Source organism: Defluviicoccus vanus (genome assembly GCF_014672695.1).
Lineage (GTDB): Bacteria > Pseudomonadota > Alphaproteobacteria > Rhodospirillales > Defluviicoccaceae > Defluviicoccus > Defluviicoccus vanus.
Genome location: NZ_CP053923.1, coordinates 2421922 through 2438599, shown reverse-complemented (window position 1 = coordinate 2438599; position 16678 = coordinate 2421922). Strand labels below are relative to the sequence as shown.

The window sequence follows — 16678 nt, the reverse complement described above, 5'->3', positions numbered from 1 at the left end:
CAGCCGTCAGCCCTCGGCGTGTCCTCGCGCCGTCACCTTGCCTTCGGTTGCCTTGTCCGGCGCGGTTTTGCCGGGACGAGTCCTGCCGGCGCCGCCGTTGCCGGCAGCCGTCTTGCCCGGCGCCGTCTTGCCTGCGTCGCCGTGGTCATGCGTGGCCCTGCCTTGAACCGGCTTGCTGGGACTCGCTTTGTCACGAACCGACTTACCGGTAGCCGGCTGGCCGGTGTTGACGGATCCGGCGCTGCGCGGAGCCACGCCGCTTTGCGACTTGACGTCGTCACCGCTGGTAGCCGCAGCATCCTCCGACGCCGGCTCCTGCGGCCCCTTTGCCTGCAAAATCAGCTTGTCCGGGATCCGCATGTCGATGGCACGAATGTTTTTCGCCAGCAGGGCATGCATCCGCTGATATTCGGCTAGCCGATGCCACGCCTCCGTCGGGTCCTCTTCCGGCAGGCGGACACTGACACCGTTGTCCAGAAACACGTTCCAGCGCCGCCCNCCGACGCGCATCGCCGCATCGACGCGCTCCATCAGCTGTGGCTCGCTGCGCAACATGTCGATCAGCGCCGCCGCGTGCACCGGCGCATCCTCGCCCGAGACCACCAGCAGGTTGGGAAAAGCGGACACGCTGTCGCGGTCGAGGACGTGGCCCTCGCGATCGATGACGGCGTACTGCTTGTTGTTGTGCTGCCAGACCGCCATCGGTCGCCGTTCGGTCAGGTGGACCACCACGGTGTCGGGCAGCACCCGTTCCACCGCGACGCTACTGATCCAGGGCAGAGCCAAAATCCGCTCGCGCGCCGTCTGCAGATCGATGGCAAAAATGGGATCGCCGAAGTCCACGTTCAGGGCGTCAACCAGCGCATCGCGCGGTGTCTCCTGGCGCCCGACAACGAGAATTTCGCCTACGGTGAAGCCGGTGAGCTGCGCCAAGTGCATGGTGAATGCGTCGGCCGCCGTCTGCACCCGATCATGGATCGGAGAGTTCTTGCCCAGGACCGCCGCCGCGGCCACGAGAGTGGCCAACGTCAGCACCCCGGCGGTGACGACGATCTTACGCCGGCTGAAAAACTGGCCGGCGGATGCACGCGCCGCCTGTGCCTTGCCTGGCTTACGTCCGAAGGTCATCCGTCGCACTCCGCTTTATCCACCATCCAGGCAACGAGTTGCGGGAAGGAGATCCCGGCGTATTTCGCCTGCTCAGGCACCAGCGAGGTGGGTGTCATCCCCGGCTGGGTGTTGACTTCGAGAATGAACAGTTCATCGCCGTCGTAACGGAAATCGGCGCGGGAGACGCCGCGACAACCGAGCACTCGATGCGCGCGGACGGCAAACTCAAGTGCCTCGTCGTACACCGCACGACTGACCGCAGCAGGAATGACGTGCAGCGAGCCNCCGGAAGTGTACTTGGCATCGTAATCGTAGAAGCCACGCTTGGTGGTGATCTCGGTGACCGCGAGCGGTCGGTCGCCCATCACCGCCACGGTCAGTTCGCGGCCGGGCACGAACCGTTCCACCATCACCCTGGCGCCATAGGGCCAGCTATCGATGCCCACCGGGACGCCTTCGTCGTCGTCGCGGACAATGCGCACACCAACGCTGGAGCCTTCGCTCACCGGCTTCACCACGTAGGGGCGCGGCAGCGGATCACCGGCCGCCATCTCCTCGCGGCTGACTACCCGATGCGCTGCCACCGGAATACTCACCTCGGAGAACAGCTGCTTGGCCATCGCCTTGTTCATCGCCAGGGCCGAGGCCAACACGCCCGAATGGGTGTAGGGAATGCCGAGGATGTCGAGCAGGCCCTGGATGCAGCCGTCCTCACCGAACCGGCCGTGCAGAGCATTAAAGACAACATCCGGGCGCGGATCGAGGCGATCGATCAGCAGCCGCGGATCTGGGCCCACGTCTACCGTCGTAACCGCGAACCCGCTGGCGCGCAGGCCGTCGGCGACAGCAGCGCCGCTGACCAGCGAGACCTCTCGTTCCGAGGACCAGCCGCCCATTAGTACCGTCACCCGCCGGGTCATCGCGGCTCCTCCACCGATGACACCGCGGCCAGCTGGCCGATGCGGTCGATTTCCCAGCTGAGCTTGACGCCAGTGGCGTCAAGCACCCGCCGACGCACCNTCCTCGCCCAGTTCCTCCAGATCGGCGGCGCTGGCAGTGCCGGTGTTGATCAGGAAATTGCAGTGCTGCTCGGAGACCATGGCGCCGCCGCGACGCAGGCCACGACAGCCGGCGCGGTCGATGAGCTGCCAGGCCTTGGCGCCCTCGGGGTTGGCAAAGGTGCTGCCGCCGGTGCGCGAACGGATCGGCTGCGTCGTTTCCCGTGCCTGACGGATCTCCCCNATCCGCCGCGCGATCGCCAGCGCCTCCGCCGGCCGGCCGGCCAACACCGCTCCGGTGAAAATCCAGTCCGCCGGCAGGCCGCAGTGGCGATAGCTCAGCCGCATCTCGCTTGGCGCCAGCATGTACGTGTTGCCCGCGCCATCCAGCGCCTGCACCTGCAGCAGGACATCCGCCATTTCGCTGCCATAGGCACCGGCGTTCATCCTGAGGGCGCCGCCGATGGTCCCCGGAATCCCGGAGAGGAACTCGAGACCAGCGAGGCCGGCATCACGGGCAACGAGGGCGACGTTGAGATCGAGCGCGCCGGCACCGGCGACGATCCGCTCGTCCTCGGCGGCAATCGCGGCGAAGCCACGACCGAGCCGGACGACCACGCCCGCCACGCCGCCATCGCGAACCAACAGGTTGGAACCGACGCCGAGCACGGTCACCGCAACGTCAGCCGGCTTTGCCCGCAAAAACGTCGCAAGATCGTCCACATCCAGCGGCCGGAACACCACCTCCGCCGGACCACCGACGCGAAACCAAGTGATCGGCGCCAACGCCACGTTCTCGCTGTAGCGGCCGCGGACGGCTGGCAGGCGATCGATCAGCCGCGGCTCGTCGTGTCGGCGTGCCGCCATCATTCGCCCGCCCCCGCGCCGACGCAGGTCCGTCAGTTCCTCCGGCAGCGCGTGTGCCCATTGGGTGATGTTGCCGGCGCCGAGGCAGACGACGAAATCGCCTGGCCGCGCCAGATCGGAGACCAGCCGTGCCAGATCGCCGCGTTCGGCCAGCGGCACCACGTGGCGATGACCATGCGCGCGCAGCCCCCCNACCAGGCCGTCGCGGTGCATGCCTTCGATCGGCTCTTCCCCTGCCGGATAGACATCGGCGACGATCACCGTATCGGCGTCGTTGAAGCAGGAGCAAAAACCGTCGAACAGGCTCTTCAGTCGCGAATAGCGATGCGGCTGGACCAGCGCGATCACCTGTCCCTGGGTCACGCTGCGCGCAGCCGCCAGCACCGCAGCGATTTCCACCGGGTGGTGGCCATAGTCGTCGATGATCGTGATCCCATCCACCTCGCCGGTCTTGGTGAACCGGCGGTTGACGCCGCCGAAACCGGCGAAGGCCGACTTGACCACTTCATCGTCGATGCCGATGAAGTGGGCGACGGCGAGAGCGGCCAACGCGTTCTGCACGTTATGGCGGCCGAACATGGGCAGGAAAATATCGTCCACCGTGTTCGCCTGGCCGGTCTTGCGGTCGGTGATGATGGCGGTGAAGCGGACCCCGGCAGACGTCAGCTGCAGGTCGCTGGCGCGGACGTCGGCCTGGGCGCTGAAGCCATAAGTGATGATCCGCCGGTCGAGCAGCCGGGGAATAATGCCCTGGACCTCCGGATGGTCAATGCACAGGGTTGCAAAGCCATAGAAGGGAATGTTGGCGAGAAAGGTGACGAAGCCTTCGCGCAGCGCCTCGAAGGTGCCGTAGTGGTCAAGGTGCTCGGGGTCGATGTTGGTGACGATGGCAATGGTCGCCGGCAGCTTCACCATAGTGCCGTCGGACTCGTCCGCCTCTGCCACCATCCAATCGCCGGAGCCGAGCCGGGCGTTGGAGCCCCAGGCGTTGATGATGCCGCCGTTGACCACCGTCGGATCGCGGCCGGCGGTATCGAGGATCGAGGCCACCAACGAGGTGGTAGTGGTCTTGCCATGGGTGCCGGCGACGGCGATCGACCACTTGAGCCGCATCAGTTCGCCCAGCATCTCGGCGCGGCGCACCACCGGAATCAGCCGCTTGCGCGCAGCCACCACCTCAGGGTTGTCGGACTTGATCGCCGAAGAGGTGACGATCACCTGCGCGTCGCCGAGGTTGCTCTCGTCGTGGCCAATGGTGATGGGAACGCCGGCGGCTTGCAGGCGCCGGGTGTTGGCGCCCTCCGCCCGGTCGGTTCCCTGCACCCGGTAGCCGAGGTTGTGCAGCAGTTCGGCAATGCCGCTCATACCGATGCCGCCGATGCCGACGAAGTGGATGGTGCCAATGTCGAGAGGAATGGATTTCATGCCGCGCCTTGCTTGGGTAAGGCGGCGGCAGAACAGCCACCGGCCGCGGGGATCATGGAGATGACGAGATCGGCGAGATGCTGGGCGGCATCAATGGTCCCGGCGGCCTGCGCCGCCGCCGCGGCCGCGATCAACGTCGCCGGCTGGCGCAGCAGCGCCGTTATCCGGGCGGCCAGCGCCTCGGGAGTCAGCGTTGCCTGCGGTAGCATCCAACCGCCGCCCGCGGCTTCGATCGCCTGGGCGTTCGCCGACTGGTGGTCGTCGATGGCATAGGGGTAAGGCACCAGTAGCGCCGGCCGCCCAGCCGCAGTCAATTCGGCAATCGTCGAAGCGCCGGAGCGGGCGATCACCAGCTGCGAGGTAGCCATGCGCAGGGGGACATCGTCGAAGAAGGTCGCCAGTTCGGCCTCGACGCCTAGTTCGAGATAAGCCGTGCGGGTAAGCTCGAGGGTCTCCGGCCGGCATTGCTGGCTGACCTGCAGACGTCCGCGCAGATCCGGGTCGATGTGGGCGATCGCATCCGGCAGCAGGGTAGAAAAGATCTGCGCCCCCTGGCTGCCGCCAAGGATCAACAGGCGGATCGGTTCGCCATCGGTCGCTGGCTGATAGGCCGTCCCGGCAATCGCTGCGAACGCCGGCCGCACCGGCATGCCGATACGCACCGTGCGCGACGCCGCACTGGCGGGCAGTCGCGCCACTTGGTCGAAAGCAACGGCAATGCGTTTGACACGCCGGGCAAGCAGCCGGTTGGCGCGACCGAGCACCGCATTTTGTTCATGCAGCAGGGTGGGAATGCGGAGCAGGACCGCGGCCAGCATCGGCGGCAGCGAGGCATAGCCGCCAAAACCGACGACCACCTGCGGCGCGACCCGCCGCAGGTGCCATAGCGCCTGGGCGAAACCAACCGCGAGCGCGCCAACGCTGCGCAGACGAGCGGCGGTCCCGAGGCCGGCGATACCGCCGCCGGCGATAACCTGGATCTGCTTCGCGCCGCGAAAGTCACGGCCGCGCGAGTCGGTGAGCAGGACGGTATCCAGGCCTCGGGTGGCCAACGCACCGGCCAGCGCCTCGGCGGGGAAGACGTGGCCTCCCGTGCCGCCGGCAGCGAGGACGATGCAGGGCTGCGGCAAGCTCATTCGACGCCCCCACTCTTTGGCCGCTCGCGCGTCATCGCCAGCATCATCCCCATCGCCCAGGCAAGTGCCAGGGTGGCGGAACCGCCGTAGGAGATGAACGGCAGGGTAATTCCCTTCGGTGGAATCAGGTGCATGGTGGACGCCATGTTCATCAACGCCTGCATACCGAAGAGCGCAACGAGGGCGCTGCCAGCGAGGATGACGAACAGATCCTCGTCTTTGAAGGTGCGGGCGAGGCTGCGCAGGACGACGAAGGCAAACAGGGCAACGATGAGAATGCAGACGATGAGGCCGAACTCCTCACCGGCAACGGCGAAGATAAAGTCCGCATGCGCGTCGGGCAGGACTTCCTTCACCCGGCCTTCGCCAGGCCCGCGGCCGAACAGACCGCCGCTCTGAAACGCTTCCAGCGCTCGGTTAACCTGATAGCCCTCGCTTGATCCCGGATCGAGGAACTGATTAACCCGCAACTGCACGTGGCTGAAGGTGAAGTAGGCACCGACCGCCCCCCCNACGCCGAGCAACGCCAGCAGCGCAATCAGCGCCAGCGGGCAGCCAGCGAGGAAGATCTGCATCCCCCACACCGCAATCAGCAGCACTGAGGTCCCCACGTCCGGCTGCACCAGCAGGACACCNGCAGCTAGCGGCCAGATGGCGATGGACAGCGGGTAGCCAACGATCCCCTCCTTCTCCCGGCTACGCGCAATCGCCCAGGCGCTGGCAACGGCGAACGCCGGCTTCAGAAACTCGGACGGCTGGATCGACAGACCGCCGACGCTCAGCCAGCGGACGGCGCCCTTGATCTCGGTGCCGACGAACATGGTCGCGAGCGTCATCAGCAGCGCGAGGCCGAACATGCTGAGACAGATGCGGCGAACGCCGGTCGGTGAAAGCAGCGAGGTTACCAGCATTATCGCAACGGCGATCGGCACGTAGACGAACTGGCGGCGGGCAAAATAGAAGGAATCGACGCCGATCCGTTCGGCCACTGAAGGCGAGGCCGCCATGGTCAGCACCACGCCGACACCGGCCAGGAGTAGCACCGCGGCCAAAGTCCAACGGTCGACCGTCCACCACCAGCGGCTGATCAGGCTCTTGTCGGTGCGGGCAAAGGAATTCATCGCGTCATCTGCTCCACCAGCGCGCGGAAGGCATCGCCGCGGGCTTCGAAGTTGCGGAATTGATCGAAGGAGGCACAGGCGGGCGAGAGGAGGACGGTGGCTCCCGGCAACCGCTCGGCCTCGGCCAGCGCCCGTGCCGCCGCTACCGCGCGATCGAGTGTCTCCGCATGGGTGAGTGCCACCCGCCCCTGCAGCGCCGCGGCAAAGGGTGCCGCCGCCTCGCCGATGAGAAAGGCGTGGCGAATGCGATCGAGAAAGGGGTTGAGCGCTTCGAGACCGCCCTGTTTCGGTCGGCCACCGCCGATCCAGTAGATGGTGGAGTAGGAGGCAAGTGCCTTCGCCGCCGCCTCGGGATTGGTCGCCTTACTATCGTTGACGTAGGCCACTTGGGCGACGACGCCGATCCGCTCCTGGCGATGGGCAAGACCGGGAAAATCGCCGATGGCAGCGACGATCGCCGCCCGATCGAGGCCGAGGGCAGCGGTAGCAGCGTAGGCGGCGGCGGCGTTCTGGCCGTTGTGCTCGCCGGGCAGCGCCTGTGCTTCCCGCAAATCAAGAAGCAACTCGGGCTCACCGGATTGGCTGGTGTTGTAGAGCCTGCCATCGACGACGAACACGCCGCCCGCCGGCCGCTCGCGGGTGGAAACGGGAATCGCCCGGCCGCGGCCGGCGGCGACAAGGTCTTGATAGATTTGTCGCGACGGCGCGTCGTCGATGCCGATCACCTGGGTTGCCCCCTCTGGGAGAGTGGCGAAGATCAGCCGCTTCGACGCCACGTAGCCGTCCATGCCGCCGTGTCGGTCGAGATGATCCGGGGTGATGTTGAGCAGCACCGAAACGTCGAAGGCGAGTGAAGGTGTCAGTTCCAGCTGGTAGGAGGACATTTCAAGGACATAGACAGCACCGGCACCAAGTGGGCGGAAGCCCAACACCGGCTGGCCGAGATTGCCACCCACCTCGCACTCAACACCGCAGCGAATGAGAATGTGCGCGATGAGCGCCGTCGTCGTCGACTTGCCGTTGGTGCCGGTGATGCCGACGTAGCGGGCGTCCGGCTGCGCCGCGAACAGCAGTTCGATGTCGCCGATGATCGGCACGCCTTGTTCGCGCGCCAGGGTGGTGACCGGGTGCGGCGCCGGGAAGCTATGCGGAATGCCGGGGCTCAACACCAGCGCGTCAACACCGGCAAGGCCGCGAGCCTGCAAATCGACGATGGGCAGACCGTCGGCGGCTGCGGTCTCGCGTGCCCCCGCATTGTCGTCCCAGGCGAGCACCGACTTGTCGGCAGTCAGCAGCGCCTGGGCGGCGGTACGACCACTACGACCGAGCCCGAGGACGGCGAAGGTGTTTGCGGCGAGGGCGGTCAAGGGAATCATTGCCACCTCACCGCAGCTTCAGCGACGAGAGGCCGATCAACGCCAGCACCGAGGCGATGATCCAGAAGCGAATGACGATCGTCGGCTCCGCCCAGCCCAGCTTTTCGAAATGATGGTGCAGCGGCGCCATGCGAAACACCCGCTTGCCGGTCAGCTTGAATGACGCCACCTGGACGATCACCGACACGGTTTCGAGCACGAACAGGCCGCCGACGATCGCCAATACCAGTTCGTGCTTGGTGGAAACGCTGATCGCCCCTAAGGCGCCGCCCAGCGACAGCGAGCCGGTGTCGCCCATGAACACCTTGGCCGGCGGGGCATTGAACCAGAGGAAACCGAGGCCGGCGCCCATCAGCGCGCCGCAGAATACCGCCAGCTCGCCGGTGCCCGGCACGTAATGAATCTGCAGGTAATCGGCAAACACCTTGTTGCCGACGAGGTAGGCGATCATTGCAAAGACGCCGGCGGCGATCATCACCGGGACGATGGCGAGGCCGTCCAGGCCATCGGTGAGGTTGACGGCGTTCGAGGCACCAACGATGACGCCAATGGCTAGTAGGTAGAAGAAGACGTGCAAGTCGATCAGCACGTTCTTGAAGAATGGGACGGCGAGCGTGTGTTCCAGCGGCCCTGGGGTGAGCAGGGTGATCCAGATCGCCGCACTGACGGCGATGATCACTTGCAGGAACAACTTGCCACGCCCAGGCAAACCCTTGCTGTTCTTGTGGACGACCTTGCGATAGTCGTCGAGGAAGCCGATGGCACCGTAGCTGAGGGTGACCATCAGAGCGACCCAGACGAAGCCGCTGCGCAGGTCCATCCACAGCAGCGTCGACAGCGAACCGGCGACCAGGATCAGGAAGCCGCCCATGGTCGGAGTACCGCGCTTCGTCACCAGATGACTCTGCGGCCCGTCCTCGCGGATCGGCTGGCCGCCGTTCTGCTTCGAGCGCAACAGACGGATCAGCCGCGGGCCGATGACAAAGCCGATAAGGAGCGCAGTCAGGAGCGCCCCGCCGCTGCGAAAGGTAATGTAGCGGAAGACGTTAAACAGTCCGATCTCGTCGGCGAAAGGAACCAACAGTGCATAGAGCATGGGGTCAGGACACTCCCTCGGCACAGGTCCGTTCGCTTGCCGCCTCGCTTGCACCGTCCAGCGCCCGCAACGCCTCGACGACGCGCACCATCCGACTGCCGGCCGACCCCTTGACGCTGACGACGTCGCCCGGTCGAACCGCGGCAGCCACCAGCGGCGCGAGCGTCGCCGCGTCGGCCGCGTGGGCGCCCTGCATGTGCGGCGGCAGGACGGCGGCCAGTGCCTGCATCCGCTCACCTGCGGTGAACACCAGATCGATGCCGTTGTCCTCCAGCGGCACGGCGAGGGCGGCGTGAAAGGCGATTTCGTCCCGGCCAAGTTCCAGCATGTCGCCGAGGATGGCGATACGGCGGCCACCGCTGCCGGTCTGCAGCCGGCCGAGAACATCAAAGGACGCGGCCATGGAAGCCGGACTGGCGTTGTAACTGTCGTCGATCAGACGGAACGATCCATACGGCAGGCGGACGATGCACTGCCGTCCCCGTCCCTTCGCTGCCTGCAGCGTCACCAGATCGGCCGCGGCCTGCGTTACGTCGCCGCCAAGCGCCTGCACCGCCGCCAGCACACAAAGGCTGTTGACCACCCAGTGGCGGCCGAGCAGTGAGACGCGGTAGACGAGATCGCGATCGATCACCCGGGCGTGGATGGATGAGCCGCCTCCATCTACGTCGGCACCGAGCAGGCGAACGTCCGCATCCGCGGCAATACCGAAGCTGATAACGCGCTCAATCCCGGCTCGCCTTGCAGCCGCGGCCAAGCGGGAAAAGTGGACGTCGTCGGCCGGCAGGACGACGATGCCATCCGGCGTACAGCCGGTGAAGATCTCCGCCTTGGCGTCGGCGATCGCTTCCACCGAAGGAAAATGCTCGATGTGCACGGGAGCGATGGTGGTGATCACCGCCACGTGCGGCCGCGCCAGCTGGGCGAGCGGCGTTAGTTCGCCGGCATGGTTCATACCCATCTCGACGACGCCATATACGGCCGATTGCGGCAGACGGGCCAGGGTCAGCGGCAGGCCCCAATGATTGTTCAGGCTGCCGTCGTTGCCGCTGGTACGACCCTGCCGCGCCAACACCTGCTTCAAGGCTTCCTTGATGCTGGTCTTGCCGACGCTGCCGGTGACGCCGACAACGCGAGCGGCAGTGCGCGCCCGGCCGGTCCGGCCCAGGTCCCACAGCGCCGTCATCGTATCGTCCACCACCAGGAGCGGCGCATCGGCGGCGACGTCGTCCGGCACNCTGGCTTACCACCGCTGCCGCCGCACCCGCTGCAGCGCCGCGGCGACGAAGGCATGGCCGTCCTGCGACGGCCCCTTGATGGCAATAAACAGATCACCGGGGACGAGGCTGCGGGAATCGATACCGACTCCGGTCGCCGACCAGGGACCGGTCGATNNCGCCCCCGTCGCCGCCGCTGCCGCTGCGCTCGTCCAGAGCGCCGTGAGATCGGTCACCGGGCAGTCTCCNCCGACGACGTGACGAATGACGGCGGCATCGTCAAAGGGCAGCACCCGATCGCCGACGACCTGCCCTGTCTCGTGTCCCTTGCCGGCGACCACCAGCACGTCGCCATCCTGCAGCGCGGCGATGGCCGCGGCGATCGCCTCGGCCCTATCGCCGATCTCCAGCGCGTCGGGACAGGCGGTGAGAATCTGCCGGCGAATGGCACTCGCCTCCTCGCTGCGCGGGTTGTCGTCGGTGACGACGATGCGATTGGCGAACTGGCGCGCCACCTCGCCCATCTGCGGGCGCTTGCCAGGGTCGCGATCGCCGCCGCAGCCGAACACCACGGCCAATTCCCGGCGCACCTGCGGTCGCAGCGCCCGCAGCACCACCGCCAACGCGTCGGGGGTATGGGCGTAATCCACATAGATCGAAGCGCCACCGACGCGGGCGACGCGCTCCAGCCGGCCACGCACCGCCTCCAGTCGGCCAAGCGCGGCGATCGCCAATTCGGCATCGGTGCCGGTAGCCAGCGCCAAGCCAAGCGCACAGAGGGCATTCAATGCCTGAAATTCGCCCGCCAGAGGCAGTTCGATCAGCCGATCCTGGCCGGCGACGGTCACTGCCAATTGCTGTCCGTCGGCGGTGGGGCTGATGCCGCGCAGCCGCAGGTCTTCACCACGCCGGCCGTAGGTAAGCACCCGCAGACCACGCGCCGCGGCGGCCGAGCGGACTCGCCCGGCAGCAAGATCGTCGGCGCAGATCACCGCCGCACCACCGTCCACCACCAGTGCATCGAACAAGCGCAGCTTGGCGCTCAGATAAGCTTCAATATTCGGATGATAGTCGAGATGGTCGCGGCCGAGGGTGGTGAACGCGCCGGCCGCGATGCGAACGCCATCGAGACGGCACTGATCGAGGCCATGGCTGGAGGCCTCCATGGCGAGACATTGGACCCCGGCGTCGACGAGTGAGCTGAGCATCCGGTGCAGCGCCACCGGATCGGGGGTGGTCATGCTGCCCGCGTCGCTCCGCCCGGGGGCCGTCAGCCCAAGGGTGCCGAGGCTTGCCGCCCGCCGTCCCGCCGCTGTCCAGATCTGACGCAGGAAGGAAACCACNGAGGTCTTGCCGTTGGTACCGGTCACCGCCGCCACCGTTTCCGGCTGCCGACCGAAAAAGCGCGCCGCCATCAACGCAAACAGGCGCCGCGGATTTGGATCACAGATGAGCACCACCGGGGGCGCCTGATCGAGGGCGAGCCGCAGCGATGCCTCGGCCGCCTTCGGCGCCAGCACCGCGGCGGCACCACGCCGCACTGCCTCACCGACGAAGTTCACGCCGTCGGCGCGGCTGCCGGGGAGGGCGGCGAACAGGAAGCCTGGTTCGACCTTGCGTGAATCGGCGGCAAGGCCGGTGATTTCCAATCGTTCGGCGTCAAGAGCAGTCAAGGTGATCCGGATCCCTTCCAAGAGGTCAGTTAGCCGCAACCTGCTTNNTCCCTGAACGCGGGCAATCGCATCACGAACCGCCACCTTCTGCGGCTTGCCGGTTCCCTTCGTCTTGCCCATTGGTTTCGCTGCTTCCTGTGTCGCCTCGGGTGGAATGCCGAGGATCGGCGCCATCTGACGCACCACGGCGCCAACCACCGGCGCCGCCACCCAGCCGCCGGTGGCATAGTTATAGGTGCTCTTGTTGCCCTTCGGCTCGTCGAGCATGGCCAGAACAACGTAGCGCGGGTCCGACATGGGAAACGCACCGACGAAGGAGGCTATGCGAGCATTGGCGATGTAGCGGCCATGGCCAAGCTTTTCGNNGGCAGTACCGGTCTTTCCGCCGACCTCGTATCCCGGCACGTCGGCCTTGGCGCCGGTACCCACCTCCACCACGAGTCGCATCAGATCGCACATCTGCCGCGATGTCTTGGGCGAAATCGCCATCTTGCCGGGGACGGGATCGTCATTATCGCGCCGCAACAGGGTCGGCCGCAACAGCGTGCCGCCGTTGACCACCGCTCCAACGCCCACCGCCAGTTGCAACGGCGTCACCGCTAACCCATGCCCGAAAGCGATGGTCATGGTGTTGATCTCACGCCATGGATCGGGGACCAGCGGCGCCCCCACTTCCGGCAGCTCGATCTGCGGCTTGTTGAGANNATGCCGAAACGCTGCAGATACTGCTTCTGCCGTGCCGTTCCCACGTCCACCGCCATCAGGGCGGCGCCGATGTTCGACGAATGGATGAGAATTTCCGGCACCGACAGCCAGCGATTGAGCGCGTGGTAGTCGCTGATGGTGTACTTGGCAATATGGATCGGCCGGCTGGCGTCATAGCCTCCCTTGATGGTGGTGACGCCGCTGTCGAGACCCATCGATAGCGTGAACAGCTTAAACGTCGAGCCCATCTCGTAGACGCCCTTGGTGATCCGGTTGAAGCGGGCGTCGTCCTTCGGATCGGTTACTGGGGCATTGGGGTCGAAATCGGGCAACGAGACCATGGCCAGCAACTCGCCGGTGCTGACATCGTAGACGAGGCCGGCGGCGCCGATGGCGTCGAACTCGCGTCGCGCCTGCTCAAGCTGCTGACGCATAAGTTGCTGGATGCGTATGTCGAGCGACAGCCGCAGCGACTCGCCATTGGACAGCTGCGGTTCGAAGTATTCCTCGACACCGGCGATGCCTCGACCATCGATATCGGTAAAGCCGAGGATGTGGCCGGCGGCGTTGCCCGTGGGATAGAAGCGCCGACGCTCGTCGACGAAGTTGACGCCGGGAATACCGAGACGATTGATCTTGATTTTGTCGTCGAGCGAAATCAGCCGCTTGATCCAGACGAAACGGCCGCCGCTGGCAAGCTTCGTGCGCAGCGCCTGGCGATCCAGATCGTGGAAGACACTGGAAAGGTCGCGCACTGCCGCGTCCACGTCGATGATGTCGTGCGGGTCGGCATAAACCGAGGGAAGTGGCAGGCTGGTTGCGAGAATGGCACCGGTCCGATCGACAATATCGCCGCGACCGACCGTACTCTTCTTGATTGCCGCCGCCACGCTCCGCGAGTCGCCCTGATCAACGATAGTGAGGTCGATCAGGCGACCGCCGATGACCAGGAAGGCAAAAATAAAGATCAGGCCGGTGGCAAGCAACCGGTTACGGGCGATTTCGACCGCCCGCGCCCGACGGATGGCGAAGGTGTTCAATTTGGTCCGGGGAGTGCCCACAGGTCGTCAGCGCCGCTCATCTCTGCGATCCCCTCGTCTTCGATACCAAATGTACACTGCTGCGATTGCTGGCCGTCTGCTTTGCTGCCTTTGGTTCGGGCGGCAGGGCGGCGAGGACAGCGTCAAGGGTGGCGAAGGTTGCCAACTGCCGCGGCTCCACCGGCACCAACCCCAGTTGCGTCGCCAGTCCGCGCAACCGATCGGGCTGACTCAGATAGGCGAACTCTGCCTTGAGGACGCGGATGGTTTGCTGTTCTTCGACGTACTGCCGATTGAGCGCATTCAGCTCGTCACTCAACTGCTGCACCTGATGCTTGAGCGCCAACAGCACCACGGCCAAGCCAACCGCGAGCAACAAGCAGAGAATCGTCGTCTGGCGGACAAAGACCGGCCAGCCATTCATGCAGCTCTCCTGTTCGCATTGGATCCGGGCCAGACCGGGGCGGATGTCCGTTCGGCCGCACGTAGGCGCGCCGAACGGGCACGTGGATTGACGGTTATCTCTGCCTCCGTGGGTCGCTGAGGCCGATTGGTGATCAGCCGGAACGAGGCTGCCGCCTCGTGCAGATCGATCGCCTCCGGGCGGTGACGCGACGGCCGTGGCGCCGAACCACCACGGGCGCGCAAAAANGTCTTCACCTGGCGGTCCTCGAGGGAATGGAACGACACCACACACAGCCGGCCGCCGGCGGCGAGCAGGTGCTCGGCACCCAGCAATCCGCGATCGAGCTCACCCAACTCGTCGTTTACGAGGATGCGCAACGCCTGAAAGGTCCGCGTCGCCGGATCGATGCCGTCGGCCGCACGCGGCAGGACGGCGCGGACGATCTCCGCCAACATCAGCGTCGTCGCGATCGGAGCCGCCTTGCGGGCGCGGACGATGGCGCGGGCAATGCGCCGCGCCGCCCGCNNTTCCTCGCCGTACTCGGCGATGATCCGCGCCAGTTCCACCTCGGGCAATTCGTTCACCGCCCACGAGGCCGGCTGGCCAGCGGTGGGGTCCATGCGCATGTCGAGCGGACCGTCGGCGCGGAAGGAGAAGCCGCGCTCGGGATCGTCCAGTTGCGGCGAGGAAACGCCGAGATCAAAAGCGACGCCGTCGATACGGGCGAAGCCATGCGCCGGCAACACCGAGGCCAACTCGCCGAAACAGCCGTGCAGCACGGTCAACCGGCCGCGGTAACGCTCGCACAGCGCCGCAGCGCGGGCGCAGGCGGCGGGGTCACGGTCGAGGCCGACGACGCTGCAGGGCGCCGCCTCAAGCAGCGCCGCGGTATAACCGCCGACACCGAAGGTGGCGTCGAGATAGACCGCGTCCGCACGCGGCGCCAGCGCTGCCAGCACCTCGTCGAGCATCACCGGTCGATGCAGGGGAGACAAGGCGGCGGCAGGGAATGTGGGGGCTGTCAATGCGGCCGCACCCTCTCGCCGCAAAGGCAAGGTCGCACCGCGTGCACGCGCGCGGGCGACAGCTTCGCCACGATGCTGCTGATAGGCCTTGGGATTCCAGATTTGAAAGCGGACGCCGCGACCGACAAACAGCGCCTCGCCGTCGATGCCGGCATGCTCGATCAGGTCGGCCGGCAACACTACTCGGCCCTCCGGGTCGAAGGGCAACAAATGCGCGCTCTCCAGCAGCACCGAGGCAAGCTCATCCTGCTCGTCGGAGAACATGTCCAGGTCGTCCAGGCTCTGCGCGATCCGCTGCATAAATTCCTCGCCGCACGCTTCGACCCCGGACGCCTTAAACAAGGGGTAGGCGTATAGGGCCAATGGGCCTTCCGTCGCTTGTGGCTGCAGAGCATCGCGAAATGCCTTGGGCACGGACACGCGTCCTTTACGGTCGATCTTATTGAGATGTCTGCCGACCAATAACGGCATTCCGGCCCCCGCGGAAACGGCCCATTTCGTCGCTGCCGCGACGCTCACTGTGCCGATCGACCCACCGCGTTTGGCTGCCACAAGGATCGCCGGTTAATTATCCAATAACATGGGTCCTGTTGGTCGTCAATGGGAGGGGCTGGGTAATGATGGGTAATCGGTGGGTTCTGACGCCACGACAAAGTGATATCGGCTAAACCATGAAGTCATAACGAGGAAGCCGCTTGCCTCAGCACTGGCTGTGGACAGAATTCGATTCGTCACCGACCCGGCGAATCATCTGCGGCGGCTTTACGGCGGTGAGTCTGTTGCTTGGACAATTGTTCATTTTTTGTTCTTGTTGCAGACGGGCGTTCGCCATCCCGGAGGCGCCGCTGACGAGCGCCGTCTGCGTCTCCGTGACCTAAAACGGCCGAATCACCTCGTCGTTAGCGAATGCGTGCAAATCGCACCCGCTGCTGCAGCGGGAATGAAAATGCCAGACGGCCTGTAAGCCGGGTTCTGTACCCACCCTTCAGGGTGGGTGATGGCCATTCATCTGGGGCGCCCGTTACCGGGCGCCTCGCGCGACCGACCCGGACGGCGGCGCGGAAACGCGCTTGCCGGCGCGAAGCCGGCGTACCGTCCCTACTTGGTCTTGCTCCCGGTGGGGTTTACCATGCCGCCTCTGTTGCCGGAGGCGCGGTGCGCTCTTACCGCACCCTTTCACCCTTGCCGACAGGCCGTCGCGCTACGGTCGATCGCCCGCATTGACGCGCCCTGGCCGGCGGTTTGCTTTCTGTGGCACTTTCCCTGGGGTCGCCCCCGCCGGGCGTTACCCGGCACCGTGTTTCCGTGGAGCCCGGACTTTCCTCCCCGCTGGCGCAAGGCCAAACGAAGGCGGCCATCCGGCCGTCTGGCATCCGTTGATGCTAGTAGGGTCGGGCGTGAATGCAAGCCAAGTGCGGCGCCGCGGCTCAAGTTTGTCCCGACGCACCCTGCGGACGGCTCGTTGCAACAGTTGCTCTCTCGT

Annotated in this window: 11 protein-coding genes, 1 other RNA gene and 3 pseudogenes; all 15 read right to left on the bottom strand. The window is 65.9% G+C overall.

From position 1 onward, the window contains the following. Window positions 1-6: 6 nt before the first annotated feature. The 15 genes and pseudogenes from HQ394_RS11045 to rnpB all read right to left on the bottom strand — a co-directional run bounded on the left by HQ394_RS11045 (window position 7) and on the right by rnpB (window position 16565). Window positions 7-939, bottom strand: a complete 933-nt coding sequence (locus tag HQ394_RS11045; protein WP_456151591.1) for a cell division protein FtsQ/DivIB — start codon at window positions 937-939, stop codon at window positions 7-9. A 185-nt stretch (window positions 940-1124) separates the two neighbouring features. Then, window positions 1125-2030: a D-alanine--D-alanine ligase gene (locus tag HQ394_RS11040; RefSeq protein WP_190260282.1), complete on the bottom strand. Its 906-nt coding sequence runs from the start codon at window positions 2028-2030 to the stop codon at window positions 1125-1127. Further along, window positions 2027-2975, bottom strand: a pseudogene (gene murB, locus HQ394_RS11035) (UDP-N-acetylmuramate dehydrogenase). Before murB ends, HQ394_RS11040 begins: the two are co-directional and overlap by 4 nt. Window positions 2976-2999: 24 nt before the next feature. Further along, a pseudogene (gene murC / locus HQ394_RS11030) lies at window positions 3000-4400 on the bottom strand (UDP-N-acetylmuramate--L-alanine ligase); the annotation flags it as partial. After that, window positions 4397-5536, bottom strand: a complete 1140-nt coding sequence (murG, locus tag HQ394_RS11025; RefSeq protein WP_190260281.1) for an undecaprenyldiphospho-muramoylpentapeptide beta-N-acetylglucosaminyltransferase — start codon at window positions 5534-5536, stop codon at window positions 4397-4399. The gene murG and the pseudogene murC, both read right to left, overlap by 4 nt. Further along, on the bottom strand, window positions 5533-6657 hold the full coding sequence (locus HQ394_RS11020) for an FtsW/RodA/SpoVE family cell cycle protein (RefSeq protein WP_190260280.1): 1125 nt from the start codon (window positions 6655-6657) through the stop codon (window positions 5533-5535). Before HQ394_RS11020 ends, murG begins: the two co-directional genes overlap by 4 nt. Continuing rightward, window positions 6654-8033, bottom strand: a complete 1380-nt coding sequence (gene murD / locus HQ394_RS11015) for a UDP-N-acetylmuramoyl-L-alanine--D-glutamate ligase (protein WP_190263270.1) — start codon at window positions 8031-8033, stop codon at window positions 6654-6656. The genes HQ394_RS11020 and murD overlap by 4 nt, the downstream gene beginning before the upstream one ends. A gap of 7 nt (window positions 8034-8040) precedes the next feature. After that, entirely contained in the window at window positions 8041-9129 is a 1089-nt protein-coding gene (gene mraY / locus HQ394_RS11010; protein ID WP_190260279.1) for a phospho-N-acetylmuramoyl-pentapeptide-transferase, read from the bottom strand. Window positions 9130-9133: 4 nt separating this feature from the next. After that, a complete protein-coding gene (locus HQ394_RS11005; protein ID WP_190260278.1) occupies window positions 9134-10366 on the bottom strand; it encodes a UDP-N-acetylmuramoyl-tripeptide--D-alanyl-D-alanine ligase in 1233 nt (410 codons plus the stop codon). Window positions 10367-10372: 6 nt separating this feature from the next. Beyond that, the gene (locus tag HQ394_RS20790) at window positions 10373-12691 is read right to left on the bottom strand and encodes a UDP-N-acetylmuramoyl-L-alanyl-D-glutamate--2,6-diaminopimelate ligase (RefSeq protein WP_190260277.1); all 2319 of its coding nucleotides are present in this window, start codon (window positions 12689-12691) and stop codon (window positions 10373-10375) included. After that, window positions 12643-13614 carry a peptidoglycan D,D-transpeptidase FtsI family protein gene (locus HQ394_RS10995; RefSeq protein ID WP_456151590.1) on the bottom strand — a complete coding sequence of 324 codons (972 nt, stop codon included), beginning with the start codon at window positions 13612-13614 and terminating at the stop codon, window positions 12643-12645. Before HQ394_RS10995 ends, HQ394_RS20790 begins: the two co-directional genes overlap by 49 nt. Before the next feature lie 187 nt (window positions 13615-13801). Beyond that, complete coding sequence (gene ftsL, locus HQ394_RS10990) at window positions 13802-14188, bottom strand: cell division protein FtsL (RefSeq protein ID WP_190260275.1); 387 nt, start codon at window positions 14186-14188, stop codon at window positions 13802-13804. Next, window positions 14185-15195 (bottom strand): 16S rRNA (cytosine(1402)-N(4))-methyltransferase RsmH, encoded by a 1011-nt coding sequence (rsmH, locus tag HQ394_RS10985; RefSeq protein WP_263053798.1) that lies wholly within the window; start codon window positions 15193-15195, stop codon window positions 14185-14187. The genes ftsL and rsmH overlap by 4 nt, the downstream gene beginning before the upstream one ends. A 78-nt stretch (window positions 15196-15273) precedes the next feature. Continuing rightward, window positions 15274-15459: pseudogene (locus HQ394_RS19925) on the bottom strand (division/cell wall cluster transcriptional repressor MraZ); the annotation flags it as partial. A 681-nt stretch (window positions 15460-16140) separates the two neighbouring features. Then, window positions 16141-16565, bottom strand: an RNA gene (gene rnpB / locus HQ394_RS10980) — RNase P RNA component class A. Window positions 16566-16678 lie beyond the last annotated feature (113 nt).

What these genes read in the sequence shown, in the direction of transcription:
- mraY (WP_190260279.1), bottom strand. Translation starts at nt 9,129, where the DNA reads ATGCTCTATGCACTGTTGGTTCCTTTCGCCGACGAGATCGGACTGTTT.
- murG (WP_190260281.1), bottom strand. Translation starts at nt 5,536, where the DNA reads ATGAGCTTGCCGCAGCCCTGCATCGTCCTCGCTGCCGGCGGCACGGGA.
- murD (WP_190263270.1), bottom strand. Translation starts at nt 8,033, where the DNA reads ATGATTCCCTTGACCGCCCTCGCCGCAAACACCTTCGCCGTCCTCGGG.
- ftsL (WP_190260275.1), bottom strand. Translation starts at nt 14,188, where the DNA reads ATGAATGGCTGGCCGGTCTTTGTCCGCCAGACGACGATTCTCTGCTTG.